The 14,636-nt window shown below is 39.4% G+C and carries 15 protein-coding genes; 6 read left to right on the plus strand and 9 right to left on the minus strand.

All coding sequences use genetic code 11. The features are described 5' to 3' along the window. Positions 1 to 258, plus strand: a 258-nt coding sequence (locus BMX10_RS17190) for a transposase (RefSeq protein ID WP_170834882.1), incomplete at its 5' end; no start/stop codon positions are given. Positions 259 to 488: 230 nt separating this feature from the next. On the opposite strand, the gene BMX10_RS17195 is transcribed toward BMX10_RS17190, so the two are convergent. The 4 genes from BMX10_RS17195 to chrA all read right to left on the minus strand — a co-directional run bounded on the left by BMX10_RS17195 (position 489) and on the right by chrA (position 4,537). Continuing rightward, complete coding sequence (locus BMX10_RS17195) at positions 489 to 1,304, minus strand: IclR family transcriptional regulator (protein ID WP_090446952.1); 816 nt, start codon at positions 1,302 to 1,304, stop codon at positions 489 to 491. Positions 1,305 to 1,394: 90 nt separating this feature from the next. Then, positions 1,395 to 2,540, minus strand: a complete 1,146-nt coding sequence (locus BMX10_RS17200; RefSeq protein ID WP_090446953.1) for a pyridoxal-phosphate-dependent aminotransferase family protein — start codon at positions 2,538 to 2,540, stop codon at positions 1,395 to 1,397. A gap of 236 nt (positions 2,541 to 2,776) precedes the next feature. Then, positions 2,777 to 3,214 (minus strand): hypothetical protein, encoded by a 438-nt coding sequence (locus BMX10_RS17205; RefSeq protein WP_090446955.1) that lies wholly within the window; start codon positions 3,212 to 3,214, stop codon positions 2,777 to 2,779. Positions 3,215 to 3,337: 123 nt separating this feature from the next. Next, the gene (gene chrA, locus BMX10_RS17210; RefSeq protein WP_090446957.1) at positions 3,338 to 4,537 is read right to left on the minus strand and encodes a chromate efflux transporter; all 1,200 of its coding nucleotides are present in this window, start codon (positions 4,535 to 4,537) and stop codon (positions 3,338 to 3,340) included. A gap of 160 nt (positions 4,538 to 4,697) precedes the next feature. On the opposite strand from chrA, the gene BMX10_RS17215 reads away from it, so the two are divergent. Genes BMX10_RS17215 through BMX10_RS17225 form a run of 3 tightly spaced genes read left to right on the plus strand, consistent with a single transcriptional unit; the run spans position 4,698 to position 6,455 of the window. Beyond that, positions 4,698 to 5,006, plus strand: a complete 309-nt coding sequence (locus tag BMX10_RS17215; RefSeq protein ID WP_090446959.1) for a PadR family transcriptional regulator — start codon at positions 4,698 to 4,700, stop codon at positions 5,004 to 5,006. Between the two features lie 21 nt (positions 5,007 to 5,027). After that, positions 5,028 to 5,666 carry an ABC transporter ATP-binding protein gene (locus BMX10_RS17220; RefSeq protein ID WP_090446961.1) on the plus strand — a complete coding sequence of 213 codons (639 nt, stop codon included), beginning with the start codon at positions 5,028 to 5,030 and terminating at the stop codon, positions 5,664 to 5,666. A 3-nt stretch (positions 5,667 to 5,669) separates the two neighbouring features. Further along, complete coding sequence (locus BMX10_RS17225; RefSeq protein WP_090446963.1) at positions 5,670 to 6,455, plus strand: ABC transporter permease; 786 nt, start codon at positions 5,670 to 5,672, stop codon at positions 6,453 to 6,455. 193 nt (positions 6,456 to 6,648) lie between these two features. Here the strand turns inward: BMX10_RS17225 and BMX10_RS17230 are convergent, their stop codons facing one another. Together BMX10_RS17230 and BMX10_RS17235 are read right to left on the minus strand one after the other, a co-directional pair. Beyond that, positions 6,649 to 7,422 (minus strand): S-layer homology domain-containing protein, encoded by a 774-nt coding sequence (locus tag BMX10_RS17230; protein WP_090446966.1) that lies wholly within the window; start codon positions 7,420 to 7,422, stop codon positions 6,649 to 6,651. Then, positions 7,404 to 7,898 carry a hypothetical protein gene (locus BMX10_RS17235; protein WP_090446968.1) on the minus strand — a complete coding sequence of 165 codons (495 nt, stop codon included), beginning with the start codon at positions 7,896 to 7,898 and terminating at the stop codon, positions 7,404 to 7,406. Before BMX10_RS17235 ends, BMX10_RS17230 begins: the two co-directional genes overlap by 19 nt. A gap of 13 nt (positions 7,899 to 7,911) precedes the next feature. Here BMX10_RS17235 and BMX10_RS18635 point away from each other — a divergent pair, with 13 nt between their 5' ends. Continuing rightward, positions 7,912 to 8,070, plus strand: coding sequence for a hypothetical protein (locus tag BMX10_RS18635; RefSeq protein ID WP_408633612.1), 159 nt, complete (start codon positions 7,912 to 7,914; stop codon positions 8,068 to 8,070). A gap of 72 nt (positions 8,071 to 8,142) precedes the next feature. Here the strand turns inward: BMX10_RS18635 and BMX10_RS17240 are convergent, their stop codons facing one another. The 3 genes from BMX10_RS17240 to BMX10_RS17250 form a co-directional block, all read right to left on the minus strand. Beyond that, positions 8,143 to 11,238, minus strand: a complete 3,096-nt coding sequence (locus BMX10_RS17240; RefSeq protein ID WP_090446970.1) for an InlB B-repeat-containing protein — start codon at positions 11,236 to 11,238, stop codon at positions 8,143 to 8,145. 211 nt (positions 11,239 to 11,449) lie between these two features. Further along, on the minus strand, positions 11,450 to 11,869 hold the full coding sequence (locus BMX10_RS17245) for a hypothetical protein (RefSeq protein WP_090446972.1): 420 nt from the start codon (positions 11,867 to 11,869) through the stop codon (positions 11,450 to 11,452). A gap of 218 nt (positions 11,870 to 12,087) precedes the next feature. Continuing rightward, on the minus strand, positions 12,088 to 13,347 hold the full coding sequence (locus BMX10_RS17250) for a hypothetical protein (protein WP_090446974.1): 1,260 nt from the start codon (positions 13,345 to 13,347) through the stop codon (positions 12,088 to 12,090). 205 nt (positions 13,348 to 13,552) lie between these two features. Between BMX10_RS17250 and BMX10_RS17255 the strand changes: the two genes are divergently transcribed. Next, the gene (locus BMX10_RS17255; RefSeq protein ID WP_090446976.1) at positions 13,553 to 14,179 is read left to right on the plus strand and encodes a TetR/AcrR family transcriptional regulator; all 627 of its coding nucleotides are present in this window, start codon (positions 13,553 to 13,555) and stop codon (positions 14,177 to 14,179) included. Positions 14,180 to 14,636: the final 457 nt, after the last annotated feature.

Genomic DNA, 14,636 nt, shown 5'->3' on the forward strand with positions numbered 1-14,636 from the left:
GCTCTTTATAAACAAAGGCAAATGATCGTAGAACATCCCTTTGGAACGATAAAGAGGGGGTTAGGTATGACGTATTTTCTGACAAAAGGTATGCAGTCAGTAAAAGCGGAGATTTCTTTTGCTTTTTTAGCCTATAATATAAAACGCGCAATAAATATACTAGGAGTAAAGGAAATAATAAGGAGACTAACGGGTAAAACAGCCTCTAGTAGCCTCCAATTTTATAGATTCCCAATGTTGATTGAAAATATTAGCTAATCTAGTATGAAAAAATTTAAAATGTTTATGGAATAATAACCCATTATTACGCGGTCTGACGCTCCATTTGTCCTCTCCTTAATACCGTAGTCTTTGCCTTATTTCATTTTATTGGCTTTTCAAGGGTTTTCTCCTTACATCAAAAAGCTTGAGGGAAAGGTTAAACCATCTTTTCCTCAAGCTCTTTTTAATTATTATTATTGCTATCGACTAATTATCTTTCGCCCATTTCAACTATCTTTCTTACGATATATTCTGTTAAGTTCTCCTTTATAGCCTAGTTCCGAAGAAATCCTTGCAGTTAACTGTAAAATCTCTTCTGTCCATTTCCGTGTATTTTCCCTGTGAAATCTTGAGGTGGGTCCTGAAATACTCATAGCTGCTATGACCTCATTGTCAAAATCAAAAATGGGGGCAGCTATACAGCTAACACCATACTCCCTTTCTTCATCATCATAGGCATATCCCTTTTGTTGAATTTTCTCAAGCTCCTGTTGAAGTGCTGCAGCATTGGCAATAGTTTTATCAGTAAACTTATGAAAAACGATTCCATCTATTAGATTTCTTTGCTTCTCCTTTGGTTGAAAAGCCAGTAAAACCTTTCCTGCTCCACTGCAGAAAAGGGGTGCCTTTGCTCCGATCTTGGTAAACATTTTCACTAATCTATCACTTTCCTCCTGAGCAATATAAACAATCTCTCCATGATCCAATATAGTTAAATTTGCTGTTTCATTGGTTAGATTTCTTAATTCCTTTAAATAGGGCTTCATAAATAAAGCCAATTGGTTTTGTTCTCTGGCTTTTTTGCCAATCTTCCATAGCTTTAACCCTAATCTATATTTTTTTGTTTTATAATTTTGTTCTATGATATTGCAGGCTTTTAAAGTATTCAGTATGTGATAGGTACCACTAACATTTAGATTTAACCTATGACTTATTTCTGTAGCCCCTAACTCATCCTCAGAGGCAGTTAATAAATCCATAATCTCTATTGCCTTTATGACAGATCCTATGGTTTTCTTATTCTCTGCATTAACACTTGTCATCTTTTACCCCCTGCCTACCAATAGTTTTTGATAAGTATAGGACGAATGATCCTTTAGATTACACATTTAATGCTTCTATCGATGGATTGGTTACTTTAATAGCTCCTGCATCAATATACCTACACCTTTTCCTAGCTCCACATTGTGCCCAGCTTTATATAATGCTCTTTCTATGGTGGCAATTACAGATACTAAATCATGCATATCGATATTGCCCATATGTCCTAATCTAAACATCTTGCCTGCATAGGCTCCTAGTCCTCCAGCTACTACCATACCTTCTTCATAAAGCGTCTTTCTAAATTCTGCATCATCAATACCCTCTGGGTAAATGACATTAGAAAGGGTTGCCGCCCTATGCTCCTTCTCTGCAAGAATCTTAAATCCTAATGCTTCTAGTGCTGTTTGCATTGCTTTGGCTACCTTTTGATGTCTTGCATATCTATTTTCTAAACCTTCTTCTTTAATGATGGCTACAGATTCTTTTAAAGCCCATACTAGATTTACTGCTGGTGTAGCAAAGTATTTTGCAGGGTCATGCATGATAGGAAGCCATTTATCAAAGTCCACGTAAAACTCTGGAATTGTTCCTAGGCTTTTTCTTCTTTCCATTGCTTTAGGTCCTGCCCAGAGGATGCCTAAGCCCGGTGCAACACCAAAGGCTTTTTGGGTTCCTGTAAGTAATACATCTATCCCCATATCGTCTACATATTCTACTTCTCCTGCGGTAGCACATACTCCGTCTACGATAAATAAAGTGTCTTCAAATTTACTTGCCATTTTGCCAATCTCTTCTACAGGAGCACAAACACCTGTTGATGTATCTACATGGGTTACTGTTAGGGCTTGGTATGTCTTTTCTTTTAGCTTGCTTTCAATTTCCTCTACAGGAACAATGGTTCCCCATTCACTGGCTATAACATCTACATTTATTCCTTTTCTTTCACACAGGTCTATAAAACGATCTCCAAAAAATCCATGGGATACAATTAAAACATTGTCTCCCTTCTTTAAGGTATTGGCAATCGCCATCTCCATTGCCATAGTGCCAGTCCCTGCAACAACAAATACCTCACCAGCAGTTCTCCACATTGTTTTTAGGTCGCTAATTAATTCTTTAAAATCCTTTATAAAGTTAGGGTCACCAAAGGCTACTGTTTCTCTACCCATTTGATCTTGGATAGACCTTGCAACTGGAGTAGGTCCAGGAATCATAACTAGTTTTTTGTTTTTCATTTCATATCCTCCTTTTTTACTATAGGTAAAAGATAATTTACTATGTTAAATATAGTATTCTACTTCAATGCTAAAAATCCTTCATAATTTTATTATTTTTTTAACAAAATTATAATTTTCAATCTCAATAGAATAGCCGAAGGGCTTAGTATAACCCTTGAAAAATAAAAGAGGTTAGAAAAAAGTCCCCTGCTTATTTACAGGCGACTTTTCGTCACTATAATCCTAATATCATCCTAGTAAAATGGTCTACCAAAACCTGGTCTGCCAAAGAACCCCCCACCATATCCACCAAAGGGTCTACGCCATATAGCTGCTAAGATGAGAAACCATAGTAATAGACTGGTGCCCCCAAAGAAAAACTGACTATCCACAATAGAATCAGTAGATGAACCTGTACCTTCACTTAATACTTCTTTTACTGCTGCGATTCTTTGTTTGTTTGTATTAGTAACAAAGCCATTCATCTGAGACAATGCATCTAGATTTTTGATATGCTGGTTCAATAAATCCTGTGAGAGCTGACTTTTTGTTTCTGCTATTTCTTGAAAAATTTCGTAGTCTGATCTGTCACCGTATTGTGCCATAAAATCGTTGAATTTCCCTATATGCTCACTTGGTACCATAATAAAGTCTAAGGTATATCCTCCTTTAGCATTTACGATTTCAGCCATTGATTTTCACCCCCCCCTTTTTTCGATACTATATTATGTCCAACAAAGGAAAAGGTGACAATCATATAATGTGCATCAAGACATGAAAAGGACTGACGTCCCTATGTCTTTGCATTAGCTTCTTTAGATAACAAATCCTGCAGCTATAGCCAATACTACAATAAGTGGTGCAGGGACTTTTTTTGTCAATAATAGGGCTACTGTAATAAACGTAAGGATGATATTATCTATAACAAATCCACTATTTTGCATCAAAATTACTGCAGCTATGGTAATTAAGCCACCTGCAACAGCAGTGATACCCTTCAAGGAAACCTTTATTCCTTTAATCCCCTTTAAGCTTTCCCATATTGGATAAATGAAGTAGATTAAAAGCAGTCCAGGTAAAAATATTGCAATTCCCCCTGCAATAGCACCTAACACTTGAGTCAAGGCACTTCCCCCACTTGCTGCCATTCCACCTGCATAGGCACTAAAGCTAAACATTGGCCCCGGCAGTCCCTGTACAAGTCCAAATCCAGTCAAAAATTCTTGATTTGTCATATACTGCTTCACTTCTACTAGCTCACTATACATCAGAGGCACTACTACCTGCCCGCCCCCTATAACCAAATAACCATAGCGATAAAAGCTCTCAAACAAATGAAAAATTCTATGATTCCATAAGAATGTAAGAAGTATACTTCCTATTGCAATCATGCCAAAGGCAATCAAATATCTCCAGGGAGGTTTGATTTTTACAGAATTCCATAAATCCTTCTCCCCTGAAGTAACAATACTTACCACTCCGCCAGTAATCAGCACCAATGGAAAGATCCAAGCCTCCCTTATAGAGTAGGTGGTTATGGCTCCAAAGAGTAATAAACCTAGGGTAATCCTATCCTTGACTACCTTCCTCCCTATACGGTATGCAGCAACTATGATGAAGCCTACTGCCATTGGACCAATATAACGAAGGCCCTCCTGAGAAATCTTCATGCTGTCTAAAAATCCACTCAAAAATGATAGCAGCGTCATGACTGTCAGTACAGGCATGGCCCATACCAGCATCGTTAGCAAGGCCAGCACAGGTCCTCCGATTTTATGCCCAATAGCTACGATGGTTTGGGTGCTGCTTGGGCCAGGCAAAATTCCGGTTAAAGCGATAAGCTCCACCAACTCTTCTTCAGTTAAATAGTTTTTCTTTGTAACCATTTGATCTGTAAAAACACCATAATGAGCTTCAGGACCTCCATAAGCCCCCAAGGAACAAATAAACACATCCTTTAAAAATCCTCGCCACTGTATCCTTCTCTGATGCTTGAAATTTTCTTTGTTTTCCATTACATAATCACCCTTTAAATGGCTATTTTAAAACTATTAACATTTTCATGTAAAGCAGTCTTGTAAAAAGCTGCATTGCATGGTATAATTATATCCATATTCAATATCGGTTTTTGATATCGGTATCCTATAATGAAATTATATAATAGAGGTGAAGCCAATGCAAGAGCAAATTTTAAGGAAATTCTTCTTAGGTTTTATACAAATCCATATCCTCCATCATGCAAAGAAGGAGCCCTTCTATGGTGCATGGATGATAGAAGAATTAAAGGAGCATGGGTATGATATGAGTCCCGGCACCCTATATCCAATACTGCACAGTATGGAATCTAAAGGACTTATAGAAAAAGAGAAAAAGACTATAGGGGGTAAGATCAGAAAATACTATCAGATAACCACCCTAGGGAACCAAGTCTTGGAGGAAGCCCGCAGGAAGGCCTATGAACTGTTTAAAGAAATCAAAGACTAAAATGGAAGGGAGGGATTTTTTATGTTTTCATTTAAGGAAGTGCAGTATAAAGATATCTTAAACATCGGAAATCTTACTATAAAAAAGCATAAGGTGACTTCCTTAGTAGGTCAAAGCGGCAGTGGAAAAACAACCCTATTACGACTTTTGAATAAATTAATCAGCTGTGATGGTGGAGAAATCTTTTATAATAACCAGTCTTTAGGTACCATTGATCCTGTAGGATTAAGACGAGAAGTGGTGATGCTTCCACAAGCCCCTGCTATTTTCAGCGGCAGTATCAAGGATAATCTACTAATAGGACTGAAGTTTTCTGAGAAACCACCTGTCTCTGATCATCAGCTGTATGAAGTATTGAAATTAGTCAAGCTGAACAAAGAATTGGATCAAGATGCTGAAAAGCTATCTGGCGGGGAAAAGCAAAGGGTAGCCCTTGGTAGAGTCATTCTTATGAAACCAGAGGTGCTATTGCTTGACGAACCTTCCTCTGCCCTGGATGAAGAAACAGAGGACATGATTATTGAAGCACTGGTAAATTATACGAAGGAAAACAATAAGACTCTTATTATGGTGACGCATTCTAAAAAGATAGCAAAGCAATTTTCTGATGAAATTATTGAGATAAAAGAAGGTATGGTAGTCCATGAGGAGGAGGTATAGGCCATGGATGGTGTAATAGAACTGCAATTATGGCAAATGGCAGCTGCTTATATTTTTGTTGTTATACTATTGTTTATTGTCAGGGCTAGGGGAATCTCTAGAGAAAAAGAAATACTTATTTCTTCTATAAGAATGACAGTACAGCTTGTTTTGACAGGCTATATCCTTGTTTATTTATTTAATAATATTCACCCTTTGAATACTATTATGGTAATCATCGTGATGGAGGTATTTGCTATTCATAATATTTACAAAAGGGCAAAAACAAAGCTTTCTAAACCTTTAAAGAAGATTATTGCTCTATCCATGTTTTTTGGAACCATATCAAGTCTTATCTATTTCTTGCTTGTAGTGATTAATATTTCCCCTTGGTATGATCCCAGATATTTTATTCCCATTGCAGGAATGCTGATTGGTAATTCCATGACGGGGATTTCCCTTGGGGTAACCAGGCTTGTGGATGGAATGTATTCCGAAAGGCATCTTATCGAGTCAGCATTGATGCTGGGTGCAAAGCCTAAAATGGCCGCAAAGCAAATTGTAGATAATGCTTTTGATGCTGCCATCCTGCCATCCATCAACTCTATGGTGGGAATGGGTATCGTATTTTTACCAGGGATGATGACAGGGCAAATATTATCTGGTGTATCCCCCGTTACTGCTATCGAATACCAAATAGCCATCATGCTGGGGATTCTCGGCAGTGTTGCTCTGACTGTCATATTATTTGTACAGCTGGGGTATAAAACCTTCTTTAACGAAGAAAGTCAATTAATCATTGGTGAATAGAAAAATAGTGGATATATGAATACGTCTATAGGCTAGATACAGCTTTAGCCTATAGACGTATTTTTCTTTCTTATGGATGAACTGGTTTCGAAATGAGTTTTGATAGTGTAGTTATATTGATATATGGAATTATAATTTTTGCTTAAAAAGTTATACCCCTTAAACAACAAAAGGTATAACTTTTTACAACCCGTTAATCGTTGATTAAACCTGCTCTAACTAATAGATTTCGTATAGCAGTTGCTGCCTCAGCATAGGTGAAGGTGTCTTTGGGATTAATAGTTTCAGCAGTTCGACCATTAAAAATTCCAGTACTAACAGTCTTTTTGACAAACTCATAGGCCCAATCTGCTATCTCTTCTTTGTCTTTGTAGTTTTCTATTCTTCTATTATCTATTTCTTTTAATCCTACTATATCCATCGCCATTGCGTACATTACCATGGCTTCTTCTCTACTTATCTTTGCGTCTGGTCTAAAGGTTCCATCTGGATATCCCTTTATGATGCCATACTCTGTTGCTGCTTCAATAGCATCTGCTAATTCATTAGTTACTTCTACATCTGCGAAATTCCCAACTTTTACTACTCCAGTTCTATATATTCCAAGGGCCTTTGTTATATACTCTGCAAATTCTCCCCTTGTTATATACCCTTGGGGATTGAAGGTTTTTGGATTCTTTATTATTAATCTTGATGCCATGTCGTTTACTGCTTTTTTTGACCAGTGATTTTCTACTGATGCTACTGTTATTGGATTCCATATTACTGAGTAACTTGAGTTTGTTAATGAGTTTAGCTTTGCATACCACTTCTCATTTTCCATGTATACTGTTGTTGGTATATGGGTAAAGGTCCCATCTGCATTGTATATTATTCCTGTTGTTATTTTGCTTGGGTCAACTCCTTGTGGTATTTCCATTACTCTGGATACGTAGCTGCTAAATTGACTTACTGTTGTCTCCTGCACCTCTCCTGTGGTACTGGTTGCACTATTACTTCGATTCCCTGGTCTCTTCCTCGTTGAGTTATTTCATTGACTTTTATTTCGTCGATATAGGTTATGCGTAGTTCTATTTCTATTTGCTGCAGGGATGTGAGGGCTACATTTAATATAGCTGCCACTTTTTCGATAGCTATTTCTTTAGCTGGGATGACGTAATTTACTTTTTCGGTATTTATGACTAGAGTAAACTGATTGTCTTCCATCTTTTTGACGATATCCCCGGTCAATATACTGCGAATTTGGTTGACCCCTTGGGCTGCTACTGGTATTTCTATCAGGTTTTGACCTTGTCTGTCTTCAGATTGATTTATGTTTATTACTTTGTCTATCTTTTGGCTTAATACGTTGCTATCTACCCGCAGTTCTACGATTTTTTCTCCACCTTGTTCTATTACAGTTTCTTTTCCAGCAGTCTGTTCTTCTCCATTTACTATTACCACTACTTCCGTCTCTGTGGCTGGTGCTGGTGTCGGTGCTGCTACAAGAAAAACTGCTGCCGGTTATCTGGATTCGCTTGAGCAGCACGGATTTCTTGTATCTGAAAAGATAGGCAAAGAAAGAATATTTCAGAACAGAAGATTGTACGATTTAATTAAGACACCTCAGGTTTAAATTAGTATTGTGGCCAAGTCGATCGAAATGGATTGGATGTGGAATCCCCTAAATCGACAAAGTCATCCACTGCTATTCGACAGGTTCGGGCATGATACGTACGTAAATTATGCAAATCTCAGATACGACGCCTACCTTGAAATCTATCACAGCTGATCCTTCAATCGGTTCCGTACCCGTATTCGTGACAACGGTATTGCTATCAATAGCTTCTATTATTTGGTAGTCGCCAGTTACAAACGCAATGTCTACATAATTCGGTATGTTGAATTCGTGTCTTAATACATCCGCAAGGTTATCACCGTGTTTTAAATCAAGATACTCAGAATCAAAATCGTAGGCAGCTTCAGCCCTCGCCCTAGCGTAATAAGTGTCAATCAACACAGTGAACGCATCGGATATGGGATACCCAATAGGTGTCTCATATGATGTCAACTCCCAACCATCGGGTTCTGTGCTTCTGAAATGAAGCCGTGCAGCTGTTGGATGCGTATAGAAATCACCAAAGTCGAACACCACATGCTCGAAAGAAACATATTCAAATGTAATTGGTTTTTCATCAAAATCAAAAGATAGTTCGCTTAAGCTCCTCTCGATGTTTGGCGAACCGCTGAACATCAAAGTCACCGTTGAGTTATCCATGTCAAGGTTATGAGAGTCTATAGCTTCCCGCAAACTCACTTTTTCGTTTGCTTCTAAATAATAAATAAACGTAATGCTCCCTGTCGTCTCATCCTCGGCGAACAAGAGACTGAGTGTATAATGAATTGCCCCTTCGGTAAACCCTGCAATCAGGTCAAGGTCTCTGTCGACGGTAAATGTGTAAACTGCATTCTCGCTTACCCGCAATATACCCTCACCATCGACCACATACCATTCAGCAAATTCGTTCCCCATGTCAGGTTCAGCATGCACCGTAATTTCCGTGCCTTGCAGTACGGTTACGGAGGTTGTAGATACATAGTTGTTAATATAGGCAAATCCCCCAAGGTTGGGTTCACCGTCAAATGCAGGGGTAACGGTTACCGTGTGCAGAGGGATACGCTCGAATTCAGCGATGTATATCCGTTCACCTCCCCGAGGGATCGTAGCGGAAAACATATCAGAATAGCTTGCATGGACTAAGTCACCTGCCAAATTGTATGTGAGCCAGTGAACAAACCTGAATCCATCGTCGGGAACAGCGTTTACGGAAACCATCGTGTCCATAGTGTGCTCAACGGATGTTGTTCCCTCTGAATCGATAAAAGCTGCTCCGCCTACACCCTCACCCTCGGATGAGGTTACATAAACAGACATTCTTCCCATCAGGGGTTCTACGGTGATGGTTGTTGTAACTGTTAGCGGAGCCCCATCTTGAAAACCTTCGTTGTTTGGCGGTAGTTCGTATGTTGCTATGGCAGTGTAATCGCCTAAAATGTCTGGGTCATACCCTGCAATGCTCCACGATAAATCTACATCAAACGCAGTTCCGCGGTTGTTCAGAACAACACCCGTTGGGGGAAGTAGTGCCAACACTTCCACTTCGGGCGTTCCGTAATCTACCGAAAAGCCTATTATGGAAGGTCCATCAGTCAGGTACGGGTTGCCTACCGTAACCACTGTTTGCACTTCTAATGGTGTTTCGGGAGTTGTCTGCACAACACCACTTGGCAAGTAGAACGTGCCTATTAGGATGTAATCGCCTGCCAGTTCTGGATCGTAATCAACTAAGCTCCAGTCAATGTCAACGATGTGGTCAACCCCTGCAGAGTCCGTAATCGTAACGCTCTCTGTTAATAAATCGCCTAACTGCTTGTGTGATGTGCCGTTTAGGACAGATAATGGAGGAACACTGCCAATCGATGCAATCTCAAGTGGCAAGGTTTCAAAAGTTGTGAAACTCTGGTTCGAAGGTTGGTGTGTTTCCGTTTCTGCATACCTTGAATAAACCCTGTACGCTGTATTAGGCGTCAGTCCTGTAAAGACGCCTGTGCTTGTCCAACCGATACCTGCATCTGTCATCGCATATTCTACGCCGGGTTCTGTAACCACAGAAATTGATGTTGATGTGCGACTTTGAAGTTCTGCCCAGTCGGGTGAGTCAACAGGGATCGCTTTAGCTATAACGCCAGTTTCAGCACTTGTAATCCTGCCACGTACATGAACATTGTCTGCGATTGCCGAACAGGTTATTCTGGAGCCTACGTCCGCTAATGTAAGCGTGTACGTGTTGTCAGTTGAACTTTGAACAACGGTACCGTCCCGTAGCCACTCGTAAGTGATTGTACCTAACTCTTCCGTATAGGGGTCTGTTGTTAAGCCAACACTTGCCTCTAATGTCTCGTACAACAAATCCGGACCCAAGATATAGATATTACCCATTAGTCTTGGGAGTTTTAATTGGAAGACTGCGTTAACTATTACGTTGTTTTGTGGCATCTGTAATGACAACGTCTCTTCATAGAAATCCCCAAGCCATGTTTCCCACTGCAACAGTTCGTACCCCTTGGCAGGTACAGCGGTCAAGGTAAAGGTTTCGTTTTTAGCGAACCGTCCTGTACCTGTTACTGTCCCTTTTCCTTCTGTTGTAGCTGTAAGCGTGTATTTTGTCACTGCGGGTGCTTCTCTGCCACCGCCACCTCCACCAGTAGGTCGGGAGGGTGCAGGTTTTTCAATTGCGGGCGGTTCTTCCTCTTTTTCATGTTCAACTGCACCGTCAAGGAACGTTACCTGCTTCAAAACAGGGTCCCACACGTATTCAACCGACAGTGCTTTTGCAACCCAAGAAACTGGAAGCATGGTTCTGCCTAACCCATTCCCGATTCTTTTAATCACGGGTATGGTATCCATGACAGCAAATTCTTCGCCGTTTCGTAAAATAACGGGATTTCCAATCACTAATGTAACCTCAACATCGCCTTGTGTGATTGTCACCATTTGCGTTTCAGCGTCCCATGATACAGTTGCTCCTAACGCCCTTGCCACATGAGCAACGGGAATCATCGTTCTGCCGTTCTCTATGTACGACTCAACATCCATCTTTTCCCATGTTCCGTCCATTTGATATTCAGGATTTCCGATAATAAAGCGGGTTCCGGTGTCGTCCGTACCAAATGCAGACACGGGAACAGTTGAGAAAAGAAATAAAGCTACAAGAATAAAGGGCAGTATACGTTTTTTGGTCACTGGTTAATCAACCTCCAATCAATCTCAAAATATCCTGGGCAATTTTCCTATTAAACGATTCTGTTTCCATCTGGTCGTTCAGTCGAAATGTGCCGTCCGTATATCCTTTTGCCAATCCTTTTACAACCACTCATGAATCATGTTCAGCCCAGTGTTCGTTAATTCAATTTTACTGTGTCTTCCTTTCAGATTTACTTCCCTTTGTAATCACCTATACACCAAGCGTTACCCTGCCGCCTATGCCAGCACTATACTTGCCAGCAGTGGCTGTTACTGTGGCACCTTTTATGATTACATTGCCCAGCATACCCCCAGTTACATCCACTGTGCCACTTTCTATAATTATATCCTCGTAACTAATAGCAATGTTATCATATCCTTCCTCGTTTCCCTTTGCTATTACCGTACTCCTTCTAACATATAGGTTCCCCCTTATCCCTTGATTGGCTACAATATTACTATCTACGACGGTAATGATGTTGCCTGTGATTGGTACTTGGGAAGTGAATTCACTATTTAAAAACGCTATGCTTCTCCTTGATGTGTCAAAGTATGTTATTTCCTCTACAGTACTGTTTAATATGGTTGTATCAGAGCCAATTACTGTAGCATTGAATGATTGACAATTCATTATATTAAGTGATCCCATATAGCCATAAAAGCCAACATTATAGGCTGTTGGATTAACATCGCTGTTATCTATCGTTATGTTCCCTTCAATGTCACCAATAGCATTTATATTACTATCGGTTATATTAATCGTACTAATAGTAGAAGAATTATTAGAAAAATTGCCACCAATGGCTATACCGCTAAGTTCGCCCCCTTTAACTGTAATATCACTATTGATTATACATGTATTATCACGGATGCCGGACCATTAATAGCACCTTCGGCTGTAACGTTACTATTTATAATACTAACAGATCCTAAAGGCCTGACGGGGTCACTCGTTCCTATTCCTGGTGGTCGGACATAAATAGCATAAGGACTGTCGGTAGTTATATTGGTCCCACCTATTGCTGTCACCGTACTACCAGTAATATTAACGATGCCACCAGACCCCGTGTCAACAGTCCCTATACCAGCCCCTAAAAGACCTGTTGCCGTTACCGTACCGCCACTAATCTCTATTGTTCCGCCATGGGGTAGTGTAGCATGATTTCTTTCCATGCTATCCCATAAGCCTCCACCAATACCAGTAACACCTTCTGCCATCACTGTGGCATCTGTTATGACCAGCAAGCAGCCTTCGCCGTTCACACCACCACCGATGCCGGCCCCATGAGTTCCACCTATTGCTGTAACCGTGCCGCCTGTAATGGTCACAGTACCCCCATTTCCATTCCATCCGCCACCTATACCCGCTCCGCTACTACCTATAGCTGTAACTGTTCCACCTGATATGATTAGGTTGCCTCCATGAGCACTGTAAGCCGGAGTTGGAGCAATCCCTGATTCTATTAAATACCAGAAAGAGCCTCCTCCCCCACCTATCCCGGATTTTCCTATTGCTTTGATTGTTCCGCCTTCAATGGTTACCATACCAGCAGACTTGTGATATCCACCACCGATGCCGGCCCCTAGGCCAAAGCTTTCAATATCAATTTCTCCAGGGGCATCACCTTCTACCGTATCAATGATTAGGTGTACTCCTTGGGGCACATGTATCCCTGTATGCTGCCCCTCCACCTTAGACCTTCCACTGATAAACAATTTGCTAGGTTCATTTTCATCACTGCCTGTATTGCCAAAATCGATGCCATGGGTTTCGGTTGGAGCAGTTATGTAAAGATCTTCTATTGTAAGAGTCACTGCTTCAGAACGGTTGTCTTCAAAGAATATTGCAGTATTATTGTGTTGATGATCTAGACCATTTCCTATAACTTTAACCTCATTAACAGAATTGGCTATTGATATTATGCCATAAAAATCAACATCTAGCTGATAAATCCCATTATTTTCTATTCTGCCGTTTTCACTATAAATTATTTGAGTTAGCGCCTCGCTCTGTATATTCTCAATAGCAAATGCTTCTATTCCATAGAATATGAATGAACTCAGCAAAAAACAAAGACTAGCATAAAAAAATTTTGACCATTTCTTCACTATTCTCCTCCTTTCACTTTATAGAGCTTCGCATTAACCTTTTGATTATAAGTAATCAACATAATGCATAAATTATAAACTGTTATACTCTTAATTAAAGTTTGTTTTTATGATATAATATAATCGGTCATTTATAATGACTTTAGTCATTTTATTTGATTTTAACTCTATAATATTCTATTGTCAATAAGAAAGAAGGAGTTTTATGGAAAAAAAACAAAATATGAAAAATATTAAAGCCCTAGAAACGAAAGGGAAAATATGCGAAAGTGCTTACAGTTTGTTTAAAGAGAAGGGGTTTGATGGTGTAAGTATTGATTCTATAGTAGAAAAGGCTGGTGTTGCAAAGGGGTCTTTTTATGTCCATTTCGAGTCGAAAAACGCTGTGATTGCTGCTTTTATTGCTGAATATGTTAATAAAGTGGATTTGGACTATAAAGCCTATGTAGAATCATTTCCTGACGATACAAAGGCTTCTGATATCCTTATCGCTTTAGCAGGGAAAACTGCGGATGTTATTACCAATGACATTGGATATGACAATATGAGGACTGTTTATGAGATATTAATTGCAAATACTGAAAAAGCCAACGCTCTACTGAGTTATAACCGTGAATTGTATATGACTATTCACAGTATTGTTTCCAAAGGAGTGAAACAGGGAGAATTTAGGGCTGATTTATCTGCAGAAAATATTGCTAAACATTTTCTTTTTGCATTAAGGGGTTTTACCTATGAATGGTGCATTCGCCATCCTGACTTTAACTTAAAGGAAACTGCCATTGAACATATTCAAATAATATTATGGGGAATAAAAAAGCAAATACTATAATTAAATCACCATGACCCTAAGCATGGTGGTTTAATGGCATCTGCCAAACACAGCTGACATAGAATAAGCCAATGGGACGTCAGACAGCGTTAAAAATCCAATTATTGGATTTTTAACGCTGTCTGACGTTTCGCTTGTCCTCCCCTAAATAACAAAGTCTTTTCCTGTTTCATTTTTTAACCTATCTAATGACAATTTTACCTACTGCTAGTGCGCTGGCTACATATCCTATTCTTACTTTTGTACAGATTAGAGATGGCTTGTATAATTCTGTTGTATTTCTCTATTGGTATTCCTGATAAAGCTTTTATTTTAATCACTTCTTCAAAAATATCTTAATAAGGGGAAGAGGACAAACGAAACGTCAGACCGCGTAATAATGGGTTATTATTCCATAAACATTTTAAATTTTTTCATACTAGATTAGCTAATATTTTCAATCAACATTGGGAATCTA

This window comes from Natronincola peptidivorans (assembly GCF_900111615.1).
Lineage (GTDB): Bacteria > Bacillota > Clostridia > Peptostreptococcales > Natronincolaceae > Natronincola_A > Natronincola_A peptidivorans.

What these genes read in the sequence shown, in the direction of transcription:
- BMX10_RS17195 (WP_090446952.1), bottom strand. Translation starts at nt 1,304, where the DNA reads ATGACAAGTGTTAATGCAGAGAATAAGAAAACCATAGGATCTGTCATA.
- BMX10_RS17200 (WP_090446953.1), bottom strand. Translation starts at nt 2,540, where the DNA reads ATGAAAAACAAAAAACTAGTTATGATTCCTGGACCTACTCCAGTTGCA.
- BMX10_RS17205 (WP_090446955.1), bottom strand. Translation starts at nt 3,214, where the DNA reads ATGGCTGAAATCGTAAATGCTAAAGGAGGATATACCTTAGACTTTATT.
- chrA (WP_090446957.1), bottom strand. Translation starts at nt 4,537, where the DNA reads ATGGAAAACAAAGAAAATTTCAAGCATCAGAGAAGGATACAGTGGCGA.
- BMX10_RS17215 (WP_090446959.1), top strand. Translation starts at nt 4,698, where the DNA reads ATGCAAGAGCAAATTTTAAGGAAATTCTTCTTAGGTTTTATACAAATC.
- BMX10_RS17220 (WP_090446961.1), top strand. Translation starts at nt 5,028, where the DNA reads ATGTTTTCATTTAAGGAAGTGCAGTATAAAGATATCTTAAACATCGGA.
- BMX10_RS17225 (WP_090446963.1), top strand. Translation starts at nt 5,670, where the DNA reads ATGGATGGTGTAATAGAACTGCAATTATGGCAAATGGCAGCTGCTTAT.
- BMX10_RS17245 (WP_090446972.1), bottom strand. Translation starts at nt 11,869, where the DNA reads ATGAATTGTCAATCATTCAATGCTACAGTAATTGGCTCTGATACAACC.
- BMX10_RS17255 (WP_090446976.1), top strand. Translation starts at nt 13,553, where the DNA reads ATGGAAAAAAAACAAAATATGAAAAATATTAAAGCCCTAGAAACGAAA.